This is a genomic window from Geodermatophilus tzadiensis (genome assembly GCF_003002915.1).
In the GTDB taxonomy this organism is placed as follows: domain Bacteria; phylum Actinomycetota; class Actinomycetes; order Mycobacteriales; family Geodermatophilaceae; genus Geodermatophilus; species Geodermatophilus tzadiensis.
In genome coordinates, this window is record NZ_PVTG01000003.1 from 208,095 (window position 1) to 229,448 (window position 21,354).

The following is a 21,354-nucleotide window of genomic DNA, read 5'->3' on the forward strand; positions in this document are numbered from 1 at the left end:
CCGTGTCGGTCGCGGCGGTTAGCCTCGGTCGAACACCAGTTCGGCCAGGGGGAGACGTCGGTGGGGAGCAGCGCCATGCGGGTGCTCGGGATCGACCCGGGGCTGACCCGGTGCGGCTGGGGCGTGGTCGACGGCCGCCCCGGCGCGCGCCCGGCCGCCGTCGGCGTGGGCGTGATCCGCAGCTCCGCCGACCTCGACCTGGAGCTGCGGCTGCTGGAGCTGCACACCCAGGTCACGGCTCTGCTGCGGGAGCACCGGCCCGACGTGGTGGCCATCGAGCGGGTGTTCACCCAGAACAACAAGGGCACCGCCACCGGCACCGCCCAGGCGGCCGGGGTCGCGGCGCTGGCCGCCGCGCAGGCCGACCGGCCGGTCGCCTGGCACACGCCCAGCGAGGTCAAGGCCGCCATCTCCGGCAACGGCCGCGCGGACAAGGAGCAGGTCACCCTCATGGTCACCCGGGTGCTGGGCCTCGCGGCCGCCCCCAAGCCGGCCGACGCCGCCGACGCGCTGGCGCTCGCGGTCTGCCACGTGTGGCGCGGGCCGGCCCAGCAGCGGCTGCGCTCGGCCGCGCTCGCCGGCGGCATCGGCGCGCCCGTGGTGCAGCGCACGCTGCCGCGCTGGCAGGGGGTGTCGCGGTGATCGCGTCGGTGAACGGCCGGGTGGCCGCGGTGTCGCCCGACGGCGCGGTGGTCGAGGTCGGCGGCGTGGGCCTGGCGGTGCAGTGCACCCCCGGCACCATCGCGCGGCTGACCGTGGGGGAGCAGGCCCGGCTGGCCACCAGCCTGGTCGTCCGGGAGGACTCCCTCACCCTCTACGGCTTCGCCGACGACGACGAGCGGCAGCTGTTCGAGCTGCTGCAGACCGCCAACGGGGTCGGGCCGCGGCTGGCCCAGGCGGTGCTGGCCATCCACCCGCCGCGGGAGGTGCGGCGCGCGGTGTCGATGGCCGACGTCAAGGCGCTCATGCAGGTGCCCGGCATCGGCAAGAAGGGCGCCGAGCGGCTGATCCTCGAGCTGCGCGACCGGCTGGGCGCCACCACCACCGACACCCAGCTCGACGGCCCGCCGCTGCCGGGCGGCGCCGCGCCGTTCACCCCGGTGGCGCCCTGGCGCGACCAGCTGACCTCGGCGCTGGTCGGGCTGGGCTGGAGCAGCCGTGAGGCCGACACCGCGCTGGCCGCGCTGGCCCCGGTGGCCGACGAGCAGCAGGCCGCCACCGGCCGGGTCGACGTCGCCGCGCTGCTGCGGCAGGCCCTGCAGCTGCTGGGTCGGTCGTGAGCGCGCCGTTCGACCGGTCGCTGACCGGCGAGGTCGAGTCCGGGCCGGGCCACGAGTTCGGCGTCAGCCCGCAGGCCGGCGACGAGGAGCGGGTGGTCGAGTCGGCGCTGCGGCCGCACTCGCTGACCGACTTCATCGGCCAGCCCAAGGTGGCCCGCCAGCTCGCGCTGGTGCTCGAGGGCGCCAAGCGCCGGGGCCGGCCGCCGGACCACGTGCTGCTGTCGGGTCCGCCGGGGCTGGGCAAGACCAGTCTCGCGCTGATCATCGGCTCTGAGCTCGGCACCTCGGTGAAGATCACCAGCGGCCCGGCGATCGAGCGCTCCGGCGACCTCGCGGCGATGCTGTCCAACCTCGGCCCCGGCGACGTGCTGTTCATCGACGAGATCCACCGCATCGCCCGGCCCGCCGAGGAGCTGCTGTACATGGCGATGGAGGACTTCCGGGTCGACGTCGTCGTCGGCAAGGGCCCGGGTGCCACCGCCATCCCGCTGGAGATCAACCCGTTCACCCTGGTCGGCGCCACCACCCGGGCCGGGCTGCTGACCGGGCCGCTGCGCGACCGGTTCGGCTTCGTCGGCCAGATGGAGTTCTACGAGCCGGCCGAGCTGCAGCTGGTGCTGGCCCGCAGCGCCGAGCTGCTCGGCGTCGAGCTCACCGACGACGGCTCGGCCGAGATCGCCCGCCGCTCCCGCGGGACGCCCCGCATCGCCAACCGGCTGCTGCGCCGGGTGCGCGACTACGCCGAGGTCGAGGCCGACGGGCGGGTGACCCGCGCGGTCGCCCGGGCCGCGCTCGCCCTCTACGACGTCGACGACCTCGGCCTCGACCGGCTCGACCGCGCGGTGCTCGAGGCGCTGGTGAGCCGCTTCTCCGGCGGCCCGGTGGGCGTCAGCACCCTGGCCGTCGCGGTGGGGGAGGAGTCGCACACCGTCGAGGAGGTCTGCGAGCCCTTCCTCGTGCGGGCCGGCCTGCTGGCGCGCACGCCGCGCGGGCGGGTGGCCACCGAGGCGGCCTGGCAGCACCTCGGCCGGCCGGTGCCGCGCGGCGGGATCCCCCTCGGAGGTGTCACAGCAGTCCCGCGTGACCCGGGTTCGTCGTCGGAACCGTTGTTCGACGCCTAGACTCGTCCGCGCTGGCGCGCAACTCGACCCCTCGGGTCGACCGGTCCCGGCCGCGCGACCTGCGGGATCGGCGACCGGTCGCCGTGCGCGCCGTGACCGACGTACCCGAGCGGTCCCGACCCGGACCGCACCGACCGCGTGCACGCGAGCGCGGTAGAGAGGCACCACCGTCGTGGAACTGTTCCCCCTCCTCCTGCTCGTGCTGGCCTTCGTGGCGCTGATCGTGCTGCCCAACCGGGCGCGCAAGCGCCAGCAGCAGCAGACGCAGTCGGCGCTGGCCGTCGGCGTCCCGGTCACCATGGCCGGCGGCGTCCACGGCACGGTGGCCGGCATCGCCGACCCGGCCACCATCCAGGTCGAGATCGCCCCGGGCGTCGTGGTGACCTACGCCCGGCAGGCGGTCCTGCAGGTGCGCCCGCCGGCCGGTGACCTCGCCGGCCCGGTGGCCACCGGCGAGACCGTCGTCGACCCGGTCGTCGACGACACGCCGTCCCGGGACGACCGTCCCGGGGACGGCCCCAGCGGCAAGACCCTCTGAGCGGAGTCCCACCCGTGGCCAACCGCGCCCTGCCCGCGCGCCGCTACTTCGCGGCGCTGGTGCTGATCATCGCCGTGATGTACGGCCTCATCTTCCTCACCGGCAGCGACCGGACTCCGCAGCTGGGTCTGGACCTGCGCGGCGGCACCACCGTCACGCTCTCGGCCCGGACGCCGGACGGGCAGGCGCCCGACCCCGAGGACCTCGAGCTGGCCCGCCAGATCATCGAGCAGCGGGTCAACGGCCTGGGCGTGGCCGAGGCCGAGGTGGTCACCGAGGGCGACTCGAACATCGTCATCTCGGTGCCCGGTGACGACGGCGAGCAGGCGCGCGAGCTCGGCCAGACGGCGCAGCTGCGCTTCCGCCCGGTGCTGGGCGGCCCCGAGCCGGCCGCACCGGCCGAGACCACCGACGGCGCGCAGCCGTCGGACGCCGCCACGCCGAGCGACGCCGCGACCCCGACCGACGGCGCGGCACCCACCGACAGCGCGGCACCCACCGACAGCGCGGCGCCGACCGACGGCGCGGTGGAGGACCCCTCCATCCCCGCCCCCGACGCGCCCGCGGTGACCCAGGAGGAGGCGGCCGCCCAGTACGCGACGCTGACCTGCTCGCCCGAGGAGGTCACCGGCAGCGTCGACCGGTCGATCGACCACGTCGCGGCCTGCAGCGAGGACGGCACGCAGAAGTACCTGCTCGGCCCGGCGATCCTCGAGGGCACCGACATCGCCGACGCCAGCGCCGGCACGCAGCAGACCACCGGCGAGTGGGTCGTGCTGCTCGACTTCAAGAGCGAGGGCCGGGCCACCTGGGCGGCGTACACCGCAGCCAACATCGGCAGCAACGTCGCCTTCACCCTCGACGGGCGCGTGGTCTCCGCGCCCACCATCCAGAACGCGATCAACGGCCAGACGACCATCCAGGGGTCCTTCGACCAGCAGAGCGCCGAGGAGCTGGCCAACCAGCTGCGCTACGGCGCGCTGCCGCTCACCTTCACCCAGGCGACCGCCCAGTCGATCTCCACCGAGCTGGGCTCCGAGCAGCTGCGGGCGGGCCTGATCGCCGGCGCCATCGGCATCGCACTGGTCTTCGTCTACGCACTGGTCTACTACCGGCTGCTGGGCCTGGTGATGATCGCCAGCCTGTTCCTGTCGGCGGTGGTCGTCTACGCCAGCCTCGTGCTGCTGGGCCGCGAGATCGGCTTCACGCTCAGCCTCGCCGGCATCGCCGGGTTCATCGTCTCCATCGGCATCACCGCCGACTCCTTCGTCGTCTACTTCGAGCGCCTCAAGGACGAGGTCCGCGAGGGCCGCACGCTGCGCTCGGCGGTGCCGCGCGCCTGGGTGCGGGCCCGCCGCACGATCCTGTCGGCCGACGCGGTCAGCTTCCTGGCCGCGGCGATCCTCTACTGGCTGGCCATCGGCGACGTGAAGGGCTTCGCGTTCACCCTGGGCCTGTCCACGGTGCTCGACCTGATCGTCGTCTTCCTCTTCACCCACCCGCTGATGGCCGTGCTGGCCCGCTACCGGGCGTTCGGCCGGAGCCGGTTCTCCGGCCTCGGCAGGGTCGACCGCTCGAGCCACGCCGCCGCGCAGGCGCCCGCCGCCGAGCGGGAGCTCGTCGGCGCCGGGTCCGGCGCCCGCCGCCCGCAGGACAGGAGCCAGGCATGAGCCGCGAGCACGACACCGAGGTGCCCGTGGGCACCGACGCCGACGAGGCCCGCGCGGGCGACGCGGCGGGATCGGCGACCGAGGACGCCGCGGCGGCCGCGGACGACGCGGCGCTGGCCGAGGCGGGCCTGCCGGCCGAGGGCGGGGTGCGCCGTCCGCAGAGGCGCGCGTCGCTGGTCAACCGGCTCTACAACGGCGAGGCCGGCCTCGACGTCGTCGGCCGCAGCCGGCTGATCTACAAGGTCACCGCGGTCGTCGTGCTCGTCTGCATCGCCTCGATGGTCTTCCGCGGCTTCAACTTCGGCATCGACTTCGCCGGCGGCAACAGCTTCCGGCTGCCCGGCACCACCGCCGAGCTCACGGAGGTCCGCGAGGCGGCCACCGAGGCCGGCGCCGACGTCGCCTCGGCCCAGGTGGTGGGCGGCAGCGAGATCCTGCTGCGCACCGGCGCCCTGGACAACGCCGGCGAGCGGGCCGTGGTCGAGGCCGTCGCCGGCACCGTCGGCATCACCCCCGACCAGGTCAGCCCCGAGTCGGTGAGCGCCGAGTGGGGACAGGACATCACCGACCAGGCGCTGCTGGCCCTCGCGGTGTTCCTCGTCGCGGTCATCGCGTTCCTGGCGATCCGGTTCCAGCCCAAGATGGCGATCGGCGCCATCCTCGCGCTGCTGCACGACCTGGTGGTCACCGCCGGCGTCTACTCGCTCATCGGCTTCGAGGTCACGCCCTCCACCGTCATCGGCCTGCTCACCATCCTCGGGTTCTCGCTCTACGACACCGTCGTGGTCTTCGACAAGGTCGACGAGAACACCCGGGGTCTGTCCGCCAGCGCCCGGATGACCTGGGGCGAGGCGGCCAACCTGGCGGTCAACCAGACGCTGATGCGCTCGATCAACACCTCGGTCATCGCGCTGCTGCCGGTGGCCGGGCTGCTGTTCGTCGGCGCCGGCCTGCTCGGCGTGGGCACGCTCAAGGACCTCGCGCTGGTGCTCTTCGTCGGCCTGGCCGCGGGCGCCTACTCGTCGATCTTCCTGGCCACGCCGATCGTCGCCGACCTCAAGGAGCGCGAGCCGGAGGTGCAGGCGCTGCGCCGGCGCGTGCTGGCCCGCCGGTCCTCCGCCGCCCGCCAGGGGACCCGCGCCCCCGCGGGCACCGTCGCCAGCGCCCGCCGCACCCGCGGCCCCGCCCGCGGCGGGGTGGCGCTGGCCGAGCGCGACCCCGGCGCGCTGGGCCCGGCGCAGGCCGACGTCGTCGTCGAGTCGCCGTCCTCGGTGGCGCCGGAGCCCGCCCGCACCCCCGGGCCGCGGGGCGCCACCGCCGCGCCGCGGCCGGGGCAGCGTCCCCAGCGCGCCGGCGGCCGCCCCGGCGCCAAGCGACGCCGGTGAGCGCACCGGAGGCCGAGCTCCCGCTCGAGGAGCTCATCGCGACGCTCGCCGTCGACGTCCCCGACTTCCCGACGCCGGGGGTGCTCTTCCGCGACCTGACGCCGGTGTTCGCCCACGGTGCGGCGTTCCGGCGGATGGTCGAGGGCCTGGCCGCGCCGCAGCAGGCCGATCCCCGCGCCGCCGCGGTGGCGCACGCCGACGACCGCGGCGCGTCCGACCCGGGCTTCGACGTCGTCGTCGGCGTCGAGGCCCGCGGGTTCCTGCTGGCCGCCGCGGTGGCGCTGCACGCCGGCGTCGGGGTCGTCCCCGTCCGCAAGGCCGGCAAGCTGCCGCGGGAGCGGGTCAGCGCCGACTACGCCCTCGAGTACGGCACGGCGAGCATCGAGATGCACACCGACTCGCTGCGGGCCGGCCAGCGGGTGCTGCTCGTCGACGACGTCCTGGCCACCGGCGGCACCCTGGCCGCGGCGCTGGCGCTGGTCGAGGAGCTCGGCGCGGTGGTGACCGCGGTGTCGGTGGTCATCGAGCTGACCGAGCTGGGCGGACGCGCGCGGCTGGCCCCGCACGCCGTCCACTCCCTCTGGGCCACCTGAGGGCGAGCTCTCCCGCCCGGTCGGGCCGCGGACGAGCTGCTCACGGCTAGCATGGGGAGGGTCTCACCTCCTCAGCCGCGCAGGAGCCGCCGTGTCCCCCGACGCGCCCGCCACCGGAGTGGCTGCCGCGCGACCCGAGGAGCCGGGCGGCACGTCGCCGGACCAGCGGGCCCCGCTGCCCAGCCGCCCCCTCGTCCGCCGTCCCGACGACGTCGGCAGCGAGCCGCCGGCCGAGGGCGAGACCAGCGCCCCCCGCCCGCGCCGGGTGCGCGACCGACTGGCCCGGCGCATCGTCGCCGGCCAGCGCGGCGGGCCGGTCCGCCCGGTGCTCGAGCCGCTGGCGGCGCTGCACCGGCAGAGCCACCCCAAGGCCGACCTGGTCCTGCTGCAGCGGGCCTACGACGTCGCCGAGGCCGCGCACGCCACCCAGAAGCGCAAGAGCGGCGACCCCTACATCACCCACCCGCTGGCCGTGGCCACCATCCTCGCCGGGCTCGGGATGGACACCACCACGCTGGTGGCCGCGCTGCTGCACGACACCGTCGAGGACACCGGCGCGACGTTGGAGGCGATCAGCGCCGACTTCGGCCCCGAGGTGGCCCACCTCGTCGACGGCGTCACCAAGATCGACAAGGTGAAGCTGGGCGACGCCGCCCAGGCCGAGACGATCCGCAAGATGATCGTCGCGATGGCCCGCGACCCGCGGGTGCTGGTCATCAAGCTCGCCGACCGGCTGCACAACATGCGCACCCTGCGCTTCCTCCCGCCGGAGAAGCAGGAGAAGAAGGCGCGCGAGACGCTGGAGATCCTCGCCCCGCTGGCCCACCGCCTGGGCATGAACACCATCAAGTGGGAGCTCGAGGACCTCGCCTTCGCCACGCTCTACCCCAAGCGCTACGACGAGATCGTCCGGCTGGTCGCCGAGCGGGCGCCGTCGCGCGACACCTATCTCGCCGAGGTCACCGCGGCGGTCACCGAGCAGCTCAAGGCCGCCGGCATCGAGGCCGTCGTCACCGGCCGGCCCAAGCACTACTACTCGATCTACCAGAAGATGATCGTCCGCGGCCGGGACTTCACCGACATCTGGGACCTCGTCGGCATCCGCATCCTGGTCGACACCGTGCGCGACTGCTACGCCGCGCTGGGCATCATGCACGCCCACTGGCAGCCGGTCCCCGGGCGGTTCAAGGACTTCGTCGCGATGCCGAAGTTCAACATGTACCAGTCGCTGCACACGACCGTGATCGGCCCGCAGGGCAAGCCGGTCGAGCTGCAGATCCGCACGCACGACATGCACCGCACCGCCGAGTACGGCATCGCCGCGCACTGGAAGTACAAGGAGAAGGCCCGCGCGGGCGGTCGCCCCAGCGCCGGGGAGATGGGTGCGGCCAAGATCGGCTCGCCCGACGACATGCTGTGGCTGCGCCAGCTGCTGGACTGGCAGCGCGAGGCGCAGGAGCCCGGCGAGTTCCTCGAGACGCTGCGCTACGACCTCGGGCCCCAGGAGGTCTTCGTCTTCACGCCCAAGGGCGACGTCATCAGCCTGCCCGGGCAGTCCACGCCGGTGGACTTCGCCTACGCGGTGCACACCGAGGTGGGGCACCGCTGCATCGGCGCCCGGGTCAACGGGGCGCTGGTCAGCCTGGACAGCACGCTGTCCAACGGCGACGTCGTCGAGGTGTTCACCTCCCGCTCGCCCACGGCCGGCCCGTCGAAGGACTGGCTGGGCTTCGTCGGGTCGTCGCGGGCCCGCACCAAGATCCGGCAGTGGTTCACCAAGGAGCGCCGCGACGACGCGGTGGAGGCCGGCAAGGAGGCCCTGACCCGGGCCATGCGCAAGTCCGGGCTGCCGCTGCAGCGGCTGCTCGGCGGCGACGCGCTGGCCACGCTGGCCAAGGACCTGCGCCACGCCGACGTCACCGCGCTCTACGCCGCCGTCGGGGAGAACCAGATCTCCGCCGCCTCGGTGGTGGAGAAGCTGATGACCGCGCTCGGCGGCGCCGAGGGTGCCGTCGAGGACATCGCCGAGACCGCCATCCCCACCCGCCGGGCGGCGCACCGGCGCCCCGCCAGCGGCGACCCCGGCGTCGTGGTGCACGGGATGAGCGACGTGTGGGCCAAGCTCGCCAAGTGCTGCACCCCGGTGCCCGGCGACGAGATCCTCGGCTTCGTCACCCGCGGCGGCGGCGTCAGCGTGCACCGCACCGACTGCACCAACGCCGGCGACCTCCAGCGCAAGCCCGAGCGGCTGGTCGAGGTGGAGTGGGCCAGCCAGCCGGGGTCGGTGTTCCTGGTGTCGATCCAGGTCGAGGCGCTCGACCGGCACCGCCTGCTCTCCGACGTCACCAAGGCGCTGGCCGACGAGCGGGTCAACATCCTGTCGGCGTCGGTGCAGACCAGCCGCGACCGGGTGGCGGTCAGCCGGTTCACCTTCGAGCTGGCCGACCCGGCCCACCTCGGCGCGGTGCTGCAGACCGTGCGCAACGTGGAGGGCGTCTTCGACGTCGAGCGCGTCACCGCCTGAGTGCGGCCTCCGTCAGCGGACGTCGCGGCGGGTCCGGCGGGGCAGCACCAGCTCCACTCGGGCGGGCAGGTCCGGCCGGCCCAGCGCCTGCCGGGCGTGCGCGATGGCGCTGTCGACGACGCGGGTGTGCAGCTCCCCGGCGTCGACCCGCCCGTCGAGGGTGACCGTGAGGGTGAGCAGCGGCGCGGTCGCGGCCCCCGACAGACCGGCGCGGGCGCGGGTGACGCCGTGGTAGCCCTCGACCTCGTCCTCGACCGCCCCGGTGAGCGCGGCGGCGTCGAGCTCGGTGTCACCGCGCCGCGGGTCGCGGGCCAGCGGCAGCCGGGTGACGCGGTCGGACCGCGCCTGGGCCAGCAGCCACCGGAGGCACAGCAGCGCCAGCAGGGCCCCGGCCACGCCGACCACCGGCCAGGCCCAGGGGCGGGCGTCCACGAACCCGGCGACCGGGGTGTCGAGCACCGGCCGGTCGGCCAGCCGGGAGCCGAACAGCCCCAGGACGACGGCGAGCGCGGCGGCGCCGGCCGCGGCCAGCAGCAGCCCGAGCAGGGCCAGCACGACCCGGTTCGCGCGGACGACGCCGCGGGCGCGGGTGCGCGGGAGCAGCGCGGCCGGGCCGGCCGTCCCGCCGGGGGCAGGGGCGGGCGCCGGGCGGTCCTCAGTGGTGGTCATCGGGCCTCCTGTCGGGTGCGGACCCGCAGCCGCGGCGTCCGGCGCAGCCGCAGCTCCTCGAGCGCCGCGGTCGCGTGGGCCTGCGCCTCGCGCCCGACGCGCGCCACCTCGTCGGCGTCGCGCAGCGCCACGCGCACCGACAGCCGGGCGCGGCGGGCCCGGGCACGGGCGGTGGCCCGCTCGACGCCGGGGGTGGCGGTGGCGGCGGCCTCGAGGACGTGGCCCAGGCTGCGGGTGGACAGCGTGGTGGTCACCGCGGGGTCGGTGCCGGTGAGCACGAGGTCGGTGCGCCGGCGGGGCGTCAGCTCGGCCACGAGGAGCAGCAGGCCGAGCACGAGCAGCCCCACGGCGACGGCGACCGCGGCGCCCGCCGACCACGGCGTCTCGCGCAGCCAGGCCGCCACCGCGCCGTAGGGCAGCGCGACCGGACCGCGACCGACGGCGGCGGCGACGACCTCGACGACGACGAGGACGCCGAGCAGCAGGCCGGCGACGGCGAGCAGGACGGCGAGGACGCGGTCGACCGCGCGCACGTCAGCTCACCCGCCGGTCACGGGAGCGCGGGCCGGGCAGGGCCGTGACCCGGATGTCGACGCCCGCGGTGCGCACGCCGGCCAGGGCGGCCAGCCGCTCGGTGACGTGCCGGCGCACCTGCTCGGTCACCTCGAGCACCGGCGCGGGCCAGGCGACCGACATGACCACCGAGACGGTCGCGACCGGCCAGTCGACGCGGGCGTCGACCTGCGGGCGGTCCTCCGCGGAGCCGACCGCGACGCCGAGGAGCCGGCGCGGCGACCCGGTGGCCCGGTCCACCTCCGCGGCGGCCTGCGCGGCGATCCGCTCCACGACCCGGTCGGCCACGACCAGCCGGCCGCGGCCGTCGAGCTCGCCGCGCGGCGCGTCGGCCACGGTGCCCGACGCGGACGCGCCCGCCGGCGTCGCGGTCACCGCCGTCCCCCGGTGCCGCTGAGGTAGGCGGACAGGTCGACGCGGCCCTCGACGACCTGGCCGACGAGGAGGCCGACGGCGCCGAGGACGGCGACGAGCAGGAAGGCGTCGAACCCGCCGAAGGCACCGGCGAGACCGAGGACGAGGCCGACCAGCAGGCCGACGAGGCTGGGGCGCATGGGGATCTCCTGAGGGGTCAGCGGAGGGGGCGGGCGCGGGGCGGGCGCCGCGGGGCGAGCAGGTGCCGCAGCCAGGCGCGCGGCCCGCGGCTGCGGACGACGGTGACCCGCGGCCGGGGCGGGGCGTCGCTCGCCGGCAGGTGGCCGGCCCGGAGCGCGGCCAGCCCCGCGGCGAAGGCGGCGGGGTCGCCGCCGACGTCGGGGTGGTGCGTGCGGATCCACGCCCGTTCCGCGCGCCGCCGGGCGCGGGCGTCGTCCGGCGCGGGGCCGCCGGGCGGGCTCACGGCGAGCCGTCCGCGGCAGCGGGGTCCTCGACGTCCTCGACGGCGACGTCGACCGGCGAGCCCGGTGCGACGGTGCCGACCGCCGCCCGCACCTGGTCGGCGACCTCCCGGACCGGCACCCCCGCCCGTGCGACGACGTGCACCGCCACCCGGGCCGGGTCGCCGCCCAGCTGCGGGCGGACGGCGACGCCGGCCACCCGGCGGCCCGGCAGGTAGACGCCCGCGCCCGCGGGGCCGGCGGTCAGCCGGGCCACCACGGGGCAGGCGGCCACCGCGGCCGCCAGCAGGTCGACGTCGATCCCGTCGACGAGGGTGCCGCCGACGACGGTGCCGGGGGACGTCACGCGACGCGGCTGGGCTGCGGCTGCTCGGCGTCGTCGTCGGTGGGCAGGTGGACGTCGTTGACGCTGATGTTCACCTCGACGACCTCCAGACCGGTCATCCGCTCCAGGCTGGTGATCACGTTGCGGCGGATGCCGGTGGCCAGGTCGGCGATCGGGACGCCGTACTCGGCGACGATGTCGATGTCCACGGCGGCCTGGGTCTCGCCGACCTCGACCGAGACGCCCTGGGAGACGTTCGGGCCGCCCGAGCCGGGGATGCGCTCGCGGATGGCGCCGAAGGCGCGGGCCACGCCGCCGCCGAGGCGGTACACGCCGTTGACCTCGCGGGCGGCCATGCCGGCGATCTTGGAGACGACGGTGTCGGCGATCGTGGTCCGGCCCTGCGAGCTGGTCAGCTGTGTGCCGGTCGAGGTGCCGGCGTTCTGCTTGGTGGCGACCGCGGTGCTGCTGGTCGACGTGGCGGTGGACGTGGTGGTGGGGGCGCTCATGTCGTTCCTCCTGGGATCCGTTGTGCGGCATCGGATGTCGTGACATCAGGTAGGACCCACCAGTTCCCGGGTCGTCACGCGCTCACCGCCGATCCGTCCTGTGATGCGCGCCACCTCGTGGTGCCGGTACGCAGGGTCACCGGCCGGCCACTGCGCTGCCGGACCGGGCGGGCGCTGCCACAGTGGCCGGGTGCACGAGGGGGCGGACTGAGCGCCGCGGCGCCGGACGCGGGTCACCACCCCGTCCCGGACGGCGAGCTGGCCGCCCGGGCGCGGGCGGGTGACGCCGGTGCCTTCGAGGCGCTGGTGCGGCGCCACCAGGCGCCGCTGTACCGGCTGGCGGTGCGGGTGCTCGACGACCGGCAGGAGGCCGAGGACGTGGTGCAGGACGTGTTCGTGACCGCCTGGCGTCGGCTGCCGGAGCTGCGCGACGACGCGGCCGTGGGCGGCTGGCTCTACCGGGCCGCCACCAACCGCTGCCTCAACCGGCTGCGCGACCGCCGTGCGCTGCCCGCCGACGCGTTCGAGCAGCTGCCGGACCCGCGCCCCGGCGACCAGCCGCAGCGGGTGGTGGAGGCCGCCGCCGGCGTGCACGCCCTGGCCGCGGCGCTGCGCGGCCTGACGCCGGAGCAGCGCGCGGTCTGGGTGCTCCGCGAGCTGCACGAGCGCTCCTACGCCGAGATCGCCGAGGCGCTCGGGACCACCCCGGTGGCGGTGCGCGGGCGCCTGGCGCGGGCCCGGGCCGACCTGGCGGAGGCGATGACCGCGTGGCGCTGACCCCCGGCGAGCCGGACCAGGCAGTGCCGGACGACGCGGTGCACGACGACGCGGTGCACGACGACGAGGTGCACGACGACGGTCCGGTGTCCGAGGTGCTGGCCGCCGCCACCGCGGCCGCCCGCCGCGAGGACGCCTCGCTGGTGCCCCCGCCGGCGCTGCTGCGGCGGGTGATGGACGCCGTCCGCGCCGAGCCGCGGCCCTCCGGGGCGCCGGTGGTGCTCTCCGCCGTCCCCGGGGCCCGGGTCGAGGTGGCCGAGGCGGCGGTGCTGCGGGTGGTGCGCGCGGCGGTGGAGTCGGCCGGCGACGTCCGGGCCGGCCGGTGCCGGGTGGCCGCCGGGGGAGGCGTGCTGCGCGTGTCGGTCGCGGTGACCGCCCGCGCCGGGGTGCCGCTGCCCGAGCTCGCGGACCGGGTGCGGGCCCGCGTCGCGGCGGTGGCCGGGGCGACCCTCGGGCTGCCGGTGGCCGCGGTCGACGTCGAGGTCGAGGACCTCACCTGACCCCGGCTCAGCGGGCCCGGGCCACCACCGCGTACAGCGGGTCGCCGGCGCCCGGGCGGGTGCGGAGCGAGACCTCGGGCTCGGTGAACCGGCCGGTGCGGCGCACCAGCTCGGCGACGATCGCCCCGTGCTGCACGTCGTCGGTGTACAGCCAGCCGCGGACGGCCTTGGTGGGGAAGCAGCGGTTGCTGAAGGTGACCGCCAGCGGGCCACCGGGGCGCAGCACCCGGCCGACCTCGGCCAGCACCTCGACGGGGCGGGTCAGGTAGTCGATCGACACGCAGCAGACGGCGGCGTCGACGTCGTCGTCGGGCAGCGGCAGCCGGGGGTCGGCGTTGAGGTCGTGCACCAGCCGCTCGGTGGCCGCCGGGTTGGCGGCCAGCTCCTCGGCGTTGAGGCCCAGCACGACCAGCTCGGCCGGCGGGGTGCGGAAGTGCGAGACCCACGAGGACATGAGGTCGAGCACGCGGCGGGGCCCCGGGGCGGCCCCGTCGATGCCGAGCTCGGCGTAGAGCTCGCCGACGGCGGCGATCGCGGCGTCGTCGATGTGGGTGACCAGCCGCGGCGGGCCGTAGAAGAGCGGGTCCGGGGACTCGTCGTCGCGGTCGAAGAAGCCCCTCGGGAAGCCGGCGTAGGGGTCCTCGTGGGAGCCGGCGTACGGGTCGGGGTCGCTCACGGGACCGGGGTCACCGACGTCAGGGTCACCGGGACCGTGGGGGCCCCGCCGCCCGGGCTGGGGTCCAGCGAGCCGTCGTTGCCGTTGGCCGCGACCTGGTCGAGCACCGCCAGCCCGGCGTCGTCGACCGTGCCGACGACGGTGTAGTCCGGCGGCAGGAGGCTGTCGCCCCACACGAGGAAGAACTGGCTGCCGTCGAGGCCCTGCCCGCTGTTGGCCATCGCCACCGTCCCCCGGGGGTAGGTCTCGTCGCCGTCGACGTCGGTGGGGAAGGCGTAGGTGGGCCCGCCCGCGCCGGTGCCGGTGGGGTCGCCGCACTGGAGCACCTGCAGGCCCTCGCTGTCGACCTCGCGGTGGCAGGCCGACCCGTCGAAGAAGCCCTCCGCGGCCAGGTGCAGCATGCTCGCCGCCGCGCACGGGGCGCCCGCGCGGTCGAGGGTGAGCGTCAGCTCGCCGAGGCTGGTGCCCACCCGCAGCGCCGCGGTGCCCTCGGCGGGCACCTCGTCCGGAGGCGGAGGCACCTCGACGGCGTAGGGGTTGCCCGAGCGCGCGGCCACCCAGTCGCAGGCCGCCGTCGACCCCGCCGTGCCGCCCCCGCCGGCGGCGCCGCCGCCGGCCTCCGCCGTGGGGCTCGCCCCGCCGGACACCGTGCCGCCGCACGCCGCCAGCGACAGCAGCGCGGCGGCCAGCCCGGCCGCGCGCCGGCGGCTCACGCGACGACGGTCATCGAGTCGATGGTGACCGGCAGGTTCGGGGCGCCGCCGCCGGGGCTGGGCTCGAACGAGCCGTCGTTGCCCGCCGCGGCGATGGTGTCGAGCACGGCCAGGCCGGCCTCGTCGACGGTGCCCACCACCGTGTAGTCCGGCGGGAGCTGCGAGTCGGTGAACACGAGGAAGAACTGGCTGCCGGTGGAACCGGGGGAGCCGCTGTTGGCCATCGCGATCGTGCCGCGCGGGTAGGTGGTCTCCGGGGTGACCTCCTCGGCGAACTTGTACGTCGGGCCGCCCTGGCCGGTGCCGGTCGGGTCGCCGCACTGCAGCACGCCGAAGCTCTCCGCGTTCACCTCGCGGTGGCAGGGGCTGCCGTCGAAGAACCGCTGCTGGGCCAGGTAGGCGAAGCTGGCGGCCGCGCACGGCGCCTTCGCCCGGTCGAGGGTCAGCGGGATCTCGCCCTGTGAGGTGCTCATCAGCAGCGAGACGGTGCCGGTGGCCGGCGTGGCGGCCGGGTCGGGCGGGGTGCCGGCCTCGACCAGGTTGCTGTTGCCCGACGTGTCGGGGACGTAGGTGCAGCCGACCGTGCCGTCGGCGTTCGTGGTGGCCGGGGCCGCGGTGGCCTCCGCGGCGGCGCTGGTGCTGCTGCTCGAGGCGGCCGCGGCGCCGGGGTCGTCGTCCCCGCCCAGGCCCGCGACCAGCGCCACCGCCCCGGCCACCAGGACCACGGCGAGGACGGTCACCACGACGAGCAGGTTGCGGCGGCGCCTGCGGGCGAGCTCGGCGCGGCGCTCGAGCTGGCGCTGCAGACGGCGCTGCGCGGCGACGCGGCGCTGCTTGTTGGTCGGCACGGGACGGACACTCCTCGGACGGGCGGCTGCTCGGCGGGGCCTGCCTCCCTGCGGCGCCGCTGCCCGGTCCCGGGCGCGCCGCGCGGTGCCCCGCTGCTCGGCCGCGAGTGTAGGTGCGCTCCCTGAGCCGGCCCGGTCGCCGGACCGGAGGGGCGTGAGATCACCCGCGTAACCTGCACGGGTGCTCATCCGCTCGTTCCCGGCCGGCGCCTTCGGCACCAACTGCTACGCCGTCGCCTCCGGGCCCCGGTCGGAGTGCGTCGTCGTCGACCCCGGGATGGACGCGGTCGAGCCGCTGGCCCGCATGCTGGCCGAGGACGGCCTCAAGCCGGTCGCCGTCGTCCTCACCCACGGCCACCTCGACCACACCTTCTCCGTGCTGCCGGTGTGCGAGGGGTACGACATCCCCGCCTACCTGCACCCCGACGACCACGGGATGCTCGCCGACCCGGCGCGCTGGCACGGCCCGGCGCTCGCGCCGCTGATCAGCGGGGTCGCGCTGCCCGACCCGTCGGAGGTGCGCCCGCTCGACGACGGCGCCGTGCTGTCGCTGGCCGGCGTGGAGCTGACCGTGCGGCACGCGCCCGGGCACACGCAGGGTTCGGTCGTGTTCTCCCTCGACCTGGGGGAGGCCCCCGGGCTGCTGGCCGGCGACGTGCTCTTCGCCGGGTCGGTGGGCCGGGTGGACCTGCCCGGCGGGTCCTGGGAGGCGATGCTCGCCTCGCTGCGCGACGTCGTGCTGCCGCTGGACGACGCCACGGTCGTGCTGCCCGGCCACGGCCCGGCCACCACGATCGGCCGCGAGCGGGCGACCAACCCCTACCTGGCCGAGGCCGGCGCGGCGGCCCCGAGGGGGCGGGGGCTGTGAGCGGGATGACCGCCCCGAAGGGCGCCTTCGACGTCCTGCCCCCGGACTCGGCGCGCTTCCTCGCCGTCCGCGACACGCTCACCGCACCGCTGCGGCGGGCCGGCTACGGCTACGTCGAGACGCCGGTGTTCGAGCACACCGAGGTCTTCTCCCGCGGCGTGGGTGAGTCCACCGACGTCGTCACCAAGGAGATGTACACCTTCGACGACCGCGGCGGCCGGTCGCTGACGCTGCGCCCCGAGCTCACCGCCGGGCTGGTGCGCGCGTTCATCGAGCACCGGCTGCACACCGGCGCGCTCCCGGTGAAGCTGTGGACCGTGGGCTCGGCCTTCCGCTACGAGCGGCCGCAGGCGGGGCGCTACCGGCACTTCACCCAGGTCGACATGGAGGCCCTCGGCGTCGACGACCCGGCGCTGGACGCCGAGGTGGTGGCCCTGGGCGTGCAGGGGTTCCGCGACCTGGGGCTGACCGACTTCGAGCTGCTGCTCACCTCGCTGGGCGACGCCACCTGCCGCCCGCAGTACCGCGAGCTGCTCGTCGCCCACCTGGAGAAGCTCGACCTCGACGAGGAGACGCGCCGCCGGGCGGAGATCAACCCGCTGCGGGTGCTCGACGACAAGCGCCCGGAGGTGCAGGCCCAGCTCGACGACGCGCCGCTCATGGTCGACCACCTGTCGGACTCCACCAGGGCGCACTACGACGCCGTCCGCCAGCACCTCACCGACCTCGGCGTGACCTGGACCGAGGCGCCGCGGCTGGTGCGCGGGCTGGACTACTACACCAAGACCACCTTCGAGTTCGTGCACCACGGCCTCGGCGCCCAGTCCGCGATCGGCGGCGGCGGCCGCTACGACGGGCTCTCGGCCGCGCTCGGCGGGCCCGACGTCTCCGGCATCGGGTACGCCGTCGGCGTCGACCGGACGCTGCTGGCGGTGCAGGCCGAGGGGCTCGACGTCGCCGCGTCCGCCGGTGTGCAGGCGTTCGTCGTGCCGCTGGGGGCGGAGGCCAAGCGGCTGGCGGTGCGGCTGGTCGGACAGCTCCGCGCGGCCGGCGTGTCGGCCGACACCGTCTACGGCGACCTGCGGCTCAAGGGCGCGATGAAGGCGGCCGACCGCTCGGGTGCGACGCACGCGGTGGTCGTCGGCGAGCGGGACCTGGCCGACGGCGTCGGCCAGCTCAAGGACCTGCGCACGGGGGAGCAGCGCGCCGTCCCCGTGGGTGAGCTGTTCCAGGCGCTGAAGGACGTGGTGACTGCGTGATGGAGACCCGACCCCTCGGACGGACCGGCGCGGAGGTCTCCGTCGTCGGCCTGGGCACCTGGCAGCTGGGCGGTGACTGGGGCGAGGTCGACGAGGAGACCGCGGCCGGCGTGCTCGACGCCGCCCTCGACGCCGGGGTGACCCTGCTCGACACCGCCGACGTCTACGGCGACGGGCGCAGCGAGGAGCGGATCCGCACGGCGCTGGCCACCCGGTCGGAGCGGCCGTTCGTGGCCACCAAGGCCGGCCGCCGGGCCGACCCGTTCGAGGCCGCGCAGTACACCCCCGAGAACCTGCGGGCCTGGATCGACCGGTCGCGGCGCAACCTCGGCGTCGACACCCTCGACCTGGTGCAGCTGCACTGCCCGCCGACGGCCGTCTACTCCGACCAGCGGGTGTACGACGCGCTGGACGCCCTCGTCGAGGAGCAGGCGATCGCGGCCTACGGCGTCTCGGTGGAGACCGTCGCCGAGGGGCTCACCGCCCTCGAGCACCCCGGCGTGCAGTCGATCCAGGTGATCCTGAACGTCTTCCGCCGCAAGCCGCTGGAGCAGCTGCTGCCGGCCGCCGCCGAGCGCGGCGTCGGCGTCCTGGCGCGGGTGCCGCTGGCCAGCGGCCTGCTGTCGGGCCGCTTCACCGAGTCGACGACGTTCGGCGCCGACGACCACCGGAACTACAACCGCCAGGGCGAGGCCTTCGACGTCGGCGAGACCTTCGCCGGCGTGCCCTACGACGTCGGCGTCGCCGCGGCCCGCGAGTTCGTCGAGATCGCGGGGGACCGGGCGCCGGCGGCGGTGGCCCTGCGGTGGGTCGTCCAGCAGCCCGGCGTCACGTCGGTCATCCCGGGCGCCAGCCGGGTCGGCCAGGTGCGGAGCAACGTCGAGGCCGCCGGCCTCCCGCCGCTTTCCGACGCCGAGCTCGCCGACCTCGAGCGGCTCTACGACGAGCGCATCCGGCAGCACGTGCACGACCGCTGGTGACCCTCCCCCTGCGAAAGGCCCTCTAGTGCTCCGCACCCACGACGCCGGCACGTTGCGCGCGTCCGACGCCGGTTCTCCCGTCACCCTCGCCGGCTGGGTGGCCCGCCGGCGCGACCACGGCGGCGTCGTCTTCGTCGACCTGCGCGACGCCTCGGGCTACGTCCAGGTCGTCGTCCGCGAGGAGGAGGCGCACTCCCTCCGCAACGAGTTCTGCGTGCTGGTGACCGGGGAGGTGCGGCAGCGGCCGGCGGGCAACGAGAACCCGGAGCTGCCGACGGGTGAGATCGAGGTGGCCGCCACCGAGCTGCGGGTGCTCTCGCCGGCCGCGCCGCTGCCGTTCCCGATCGAGACCGACCAGGCCGCCAGCGACGACGTCCGCTACAAGTACCGCTACCTCGACCTGCGCCGGCAGGGCCCGGCCCGGATCCTGCGGCTGCGCAGCGAGGTCAACCGGGTCGCCCGCGGGGTCATGGCGCGCCACGGCTTCACCGAGGTCGAGACGCCGGACCTCACCCGCTCCACGCCCGAGGGCGCGCGCGACTTCCTCGTGCCGGTGCGGCTGCAGCCGGGGAAGTGGTACGCGCTGCCGCAGTCGCCGCAGCTGTTCAAGCAGCTGCTGATGATCGGTGGCCTGGAGCGCTACTACCAGATCGCCCGCTGCTTCCGGGACGAGGACTTCCGCGCCGACCGGCAGCCGGAGTTCACCCAGCTCGACTTCGAGATGAGCTTCGTCGAGCGCGACGACGTCCTGGCCATCGTGGAGGACGTCGTCCGCGCGCTGTGGTCGGAGCTGGCCTCCTACGAGGTGCCCGAGATCCCGCGGATGACCTACCGCGAGGCGATGGACCGCTTCGGGTCGGACAAGCCCGACCTCCGCTTCGGCATCGAGCTGACCGAGCTGACCGCCTACTTCGCCGACACGCCGTTCCGGGTGTTCCAGGCGCCCTACGTCGGCGCGGTGGTCATGCCCGGCGGCGGGGCGCAGCCGCGGCGGGCGTTCGACGCGTGGCAGGACTGGGCCCGCTCGCGCGGCTACCGCGGCCTGGCCTACGTGACGGTCGCCGAGGACGGCACCCTCGGCGGGCCCGTGGCCAAGAACATCTCCGACGCCGAGCGTGCCGGGCTGGTCGAGGCCGTGGGCGCCTCGCCCGGCGACTGCGTGTTCTTCGCGGCCGGTCCGCGCCGGTCGTCGCAGGAGCTGCTCGGCGCGGCGCGCAACGAGATCGCCCGGCGGCTGGAGCTCATCGCGCCGGGGTCGTGGTCGTTCCTGTTCGTCGTCGACTTCCCGATGTTCGAGGAGACCGAGGACGGCGACTGGACGTTCATGCACCACCCCTTCACCTCGCCCACCCCCGAGTGGCGCGACCGCTTCGCCGAGGACAAGGCCGGCGCGCTGTCGGACGCCTACGACCTGGTGGTCAACGGCAACGAGCTGGCCAGCGGCTCGGTCCGGATCGCCGACCCCGAGCTGCAGGAGCGGGTGTTCGAGACCCTCGGCATGTCGCGCGAGGAGGCCCGCGAGCGGTTCGGCTTCTTCCTCGAGGCGTTCGCCTACGGCCCGCCGCCGCACGCCGGCGCCGCGCTGGGCTGGGACCGGCTGACCGCGCTGCTGGCCGGCGTCGACTCGATCCGCGAGGTGATCGCGTTCCCGAAGACCGGGGCCGGCTACGACCCGCTGACCGGGGCGCCGACGCCGATCACCGACGCGCAGCGCAAGGAGGCCGGCATCGACGCGGTGGCCGAGGAGCCGCCGCTGCCCGGTCAGCCCGGCGCGCCGGGTCCCTCCGACCCGACCGGCTGAGGGTTCGCCTTCCACCGACTGAGCAGTCGTGGTCGCTCGCCGCGGCGTGTCGTCGCGTGTCGACGACCACGACTGCTCACTCGCGCTCACCAGGTGGCGCCGCGGCTGCCCAGCGCCCGCGCCGCGCGGTCCACGACGACCTCCGGCCGGCGCAGGTGCACGGCGGCGTAGCGGACGACGAGCCACCCGTCGGCCGCCATGAGTGAGTAGCGGTCGACGTCCCGGCCGAACCGGTCGGGGTCGGCGTGCTGCCGGCCCTCGTACTCGATCGCGACCCGCCACCGCGGCCACCCCAGGTCGCTGCGCGACGACCCGGCCGCGCCGGTCGCGGATCTCGACCTGAGGTACAGGGTGAGGGAGACCGCCCGCGATCAGCACACAGCGGACGACGCTCTCCGCGCGGGACATCGACTCCGCCGTCAGCAGCGGTGCCCACTCCCGGGCCCGGACGACGCCCCGCACGCCGTCCGCCCGCGCCAGGCGGTGGGTCAGCCCCTCGGGGTCGAGGTGCCCCGCCCGCGACAGCGCGTCCCCGATCGCGACCAGGTCGGGCGCCGGGAGGACGGCCGCCAGGTCGAGCCACGTCTGCGCACCGCCGGTGACCGGCAGCCCCTCCTGCCGGGTCAGGTCCGCGGGCAGCAGGTCGCGCACGTGCACCCGCAGCCTCCGCCGCCGCGGACGGTAGGCGCCCGGAGGCAGGCAGACCTCGAGCGGCCAGTCGTGCCGGACGGGTGCACCCAGGAGCCCCGCGGCGGTCCGGTGCGAGAAGGCAGCGCCAGCGGGCAGGACCGGCAGGACGGCGCGGCACGCGGTGTGCAGGGACAGGGGGACCGACCGCGAGACGTAGGCGCCCCGGGTGACCCGGATGCCGTCGTCCCGGAGCTGCGCGCGGGTCAGCCCGGCCTCGCG

24 protein-coding genes are annotated in these 21,354 nt (G+C 75.9%); 14 read left to right on the forward strand and 10 right to left on the reverse strand.

The genetic code is table 11. The annotated features are described in order from the left end of the window. The first annotated feature begins 60 nt into the window (after window positions 1-60). The 8 genes from ruvC (at window position 61) to LY71_RS06260 (ending at window position 9,111) form a co-directional block, all read left to right on the forward strand. Window positions 61-642, forward strand: a complete 582-nt coding sequence (ruvC, locus tag LY71_RS06225) for a crossover junction endodeoxyribonuclease RuvC (protein ID WP_245887708.1) — start codon at window positions 61-63, stop codon at window positions 640-642. Continuing rightward, entirely contained in the window at window positions 639-1,280 is a 642-nt protein-coding gene (gene ruvA, locus LY71_RS06230; RefSeq protein WP_106276084.1) for a Holliday junction branch migration protein RuvA, read from the forward strand. The genes ruvC and ruvA overlap by 4 nt, the downstream gene beginning before the upstream one ends. Then, window positions 1,277-2,401: a Holliday junction branch migration DNA helicase RuvB gene (gene ruvB / locus LY71_RS06235; protein ID WP_106276085.1), complete on the forward strand. Its 1,125-nt coding sequence runs from the start codon at window positions 1,277-1,279 to the stop codon at window positions 2,399-2,401. Before ruvA ends, ruvB begins: the two co-directional genes overlap by 4 nt. Before the next feature lie 172 nt (window positions 2,402-2,573). Next, window positions 2,574-2,939 carry a preprotein translocase subunit YajC gene (gene yajC, locus LY71_RS06240; RefSeq protein WP_106276086.1) on the forward strand — a complete coding sequence of 122 codons (366 nt, stop codon included), beginning with the start codon at window positions 2,574-2,576 and terminating at the stop codon, window positions 2,937-2,939. A gap of 14 nt (window positions 2,940-2,953) precedes the next feature. Continuing rightward, complete coding sequence (secD, locus tag LY71_RS06245) at window positions 2,954-4,609, forward strand: protein translocase subunit SecD (protein WP_106276087.1); 1,656 nt, start codon at window positions 2,954-2,956, stop codon at window positions 4,607-4,609. Continuing rightward, window positions 4,606-5,994 carry a protein translocase subunit SecF gene (gene secF, locus LY71_RS06250; RefSeq protein ID WP_106276088.1) on the forward strand — a complete coding sequence of 463 codons (1,389 nt, stop codon included), beginning with the start codon at window positions 4,606-4,608 and terminating at the stop codon, window positions 5,992-5,994. Before secD ends, secF begins: the two co-directional genes overlap by 4 nt. After that, complete coding sequence (locus LY71_RS06255; protein ID WP_106276089.1) at window positions 5,991-6,587, forward strand: adenine phosphoribosyltransferase; 597 nt, start codon at window positions 5,991-5,993, stop codon at window positions 6,585-6,587. Before secF ends, LY71_RS06255 begins: the two co-directional genes overlap by 4 nt. Window positions 6,588-6,678: 91 nt before the next feature. Then, window positions 6,679-9,111, forward strand: a complete 2,433-nt coding sequence (locus tag LY71_RS06260) for a RelA/SpoT family protein (protein WP_281261587.1) — start codon at window positions 6,679-6,681, stop codon at window positions 9,109-9,111. Window positions 9,112-9,123: 12 nt separating this feature from the next. Here LY71_RS06260 and amaP read toward each other — a convergent pair whose 3' ends face one another. From amaP to LY71_RS06295, 7 genes are read right to left on the reverse strand one after another with little or no spacing between them, the layout of a single operon-like run. Beyond that, window positions 9,124-9,780 carry an alkaline shock response membrane anchor protein AmaP gene (gene amaP / locus LY71_RS06265; RefSeq protein WP_106276090.1) on the reverse strand — a complete coding sequence of 219 codons (657 nt, stop codon included), beginning with the start codon at window positions 9,778-9,780 and terminating at the stop codon, window positions 9,124-9,126. Further along, window positions 9,777-10,313 (reverse strand): DUF6286 domain-containing protein, encoded by a 537-nt coding sequence (locus tag LY71_RS06270; RefSeq protein WP_106276091.1) that lies wholly within the window; start codon window positions 10,311-10,313, stop codon window positions 9,777-9,779. Before LY71_RS06270 ends, amaP begins: the two co-directional genes overlap by 4 nt. Window position 10,314: 1 nt before the next feature. Then, complete coding sequence (locus tag LY71_RS06275; protein ID WP_245887709.1) at window positions 10,315-10,728, reverse strand: Asp23/Gls24 family envelope stress response protein; 414 nt, start codon at window positions 10,726-10,728, stop codon at window positions 10,315-10,317. Continuing rightward, complete coding sequence (locus LY71_RS06280) at window positions 10,725-10,907, reverse strand: hypothetical protein (RefSeq protein WP_106276092.1); 183 nt, start codon at window positions 10,905-10,907, stop codon at window positions 10,725-10,727. The genes LY71_RS06275 and LY71_RS06280 overlap by 4 nt, the downstream gene beginning before the upstream one ends. Before the next feature lie 17 nt (window positions 10,908-10,924). Next, window positions 10,925-11,191 (reverse strand): hypothetical protein, encoded by a 267-nt coding sequence (locus tag LY71_RS06285; RefSeq protein ID WP_106276093.1) that lies wholly within the window; start codon window positions 11,189-11,191, stop codon window positions 10,925-10,927. Further along, entirely contained in the window at window positions 11,188-11,535 is a 348-nt protein-coding gene (locus tag LY71_RS06290; RefSeq protein WP_211297170.1) for a hypothetical protein, read from the reverse strand. Before LY71_RS06290 ends, LY71_RS06285 begins: the two co-directional genes overlap by 4 nt. Next, on the reverse strand, window positions 11,532-12,023 hold the full coding sequence (locus tag LY71_RS06295) for an Asp23/Gls24 family envelope stress response protein (RefSeq protein ID WP_106276094.1): 492 nt from the start codon (window positions 12,021-12,023) through the stop codon (window positions 11,532-11,534). The genes LY71_RS06290 and LY71_RS06295 overlap by 4 nt, the downstream gene beginning before the upstream one ends. Window positions 12,024-12,143: 120 nt before the next feature. Between LY71_RS06295 and LY71_RS06300 the strand changes: the two genes are divergently transcribed. Together LY71_RS06300 and LY71_RS06305 are read left to right on the forward strand one after the other, a co-directional pair. Then, on the forward strand, window positions 12,144-12,800 hold the full coding sequence (locus tag LY71_RS06300) for an RNA polymerase sigma factor (RefSeq protein WP_211297171.1): 657 nt from the start codon (window positions 12,144-12,146) through the stop codon (window positions 12,798-12,800). Next, window positions 12,791-13,300, forward strand: a complete 510-nt coding sequence (locus LY71_RS06305; RefSeq protein ID WP_106276095.1) for a hypothetical protein — start codon at window positions 12,791-12,793, stop codon at window positions 13,298-13,300. The genes LY71_RS06300 and LY71_RS06305 overlap by 10 nt, the downstream gene beginning before the upstream one ends. 7 nt (window positions 13,301-13,307) lie before the next feature. Here the strand turns inward: LY71_RS06305 and LY71_RS06310 are convergent, their stop codons facing one another. From LY71_RS06310 to LY71_RS06320, 3 genes are read right to left on the reverse strand one after another with little or no spacing between them, the layout of a single operon-like run. Beyond that, a complete protein-coding gene (locus LY71_RS06310; protein ID WP_106276096.1) occupies window positions 13,308-13,976 on the reverse strand; it encodes a class I SAM-dependent methyltransferase in 669 nt (222 codons plus the stop codon). Then, a complete protein-coding gene (locus LY71_RS06315) occupies window positions 13,973-14,689 on the reverse strand; it encodes a peptidylprolyl isomerase (RefSeq protein ID WP_106276097.1) in 717 nt (238 codons plus the stop codon). Before LY71_RS06315 ends, LY71_RS06310 begins: the two co-directional genes overlap by 4 nt. Beyond that, window positions 14,686-15,537, reverse strand: a complete 852-nt coding sequence (locus LY71_RS06320; protein WP_211297172.1) for a peptidylprolyl isomerase — start codon at window positions 15,535-15,537, stop codon at window positions 14,686-14,688. Before LY71_RS06320 ends, LY71_RS06315 begins: the two co-directional genes overlap by 4 nt. Window positions 15,538-15,718: 181 nt before the next feature. On the opposite strand from LY71_RS06320, the gene LY71_RS06325 reads away from it, so the two are divergent. From LY71_RS06325 to aspS, 4 genes are read left to right on the forward strand one after another with little or no spacing between them, the layout of a single operon-like run. Beyond that, window positions 15,719-16,405 carry an MBL fold metallo-hydrolase gene (locus LY71_RS06325; protein WP_106276099.1) on the forward strand — a complete coding sequence of 229 codons (687 nt, stop codon included), beginning with the start codon at window positions 15,719-15,721 and terminating at the stop codon, window positions 16,403-16,405. Between the two features lie 5 nt (window positions 16,406-16,410). Next, complete coding sequence (gene hisS, locus LY71_RS06330) at window positions 16,411-17,664, forward strand: histidine--tRNA ligase (protein ID WP_170121239.1); 1,254 nt, start codon at window positions 16,411-16,413, stop codon at window positions 17,662-17,664. Further along, window positions 17,664-18,644, forward strand: coding sequence for an aldo/keto reductase (locus LY71_RS06335; RefSeq protein ID WP_106276101.1), 981 nt, complete (start codon window positions 17,664-17,666; stop codon window positions 18,642-18,644). Before hisS ends, LY71_RS06335 begins: the two co-directional genes overlap by 1 nt. Before the next feature lie 25 nt (window positions 18,645-18,669). Then, window positions 18,670-20,445, forward strand: a complete 1,776-nt coding sequence (gene aspS / locus LY71_RS06340; RefSeq protein WP_106276102.1) for an aspartate--tRNA ligase — start codon at window positions 18,670-18,672, stop codon at window positions 20,443-20,445. Window positions 20,446-21,354: the final 909 nt, after the last annotated feature.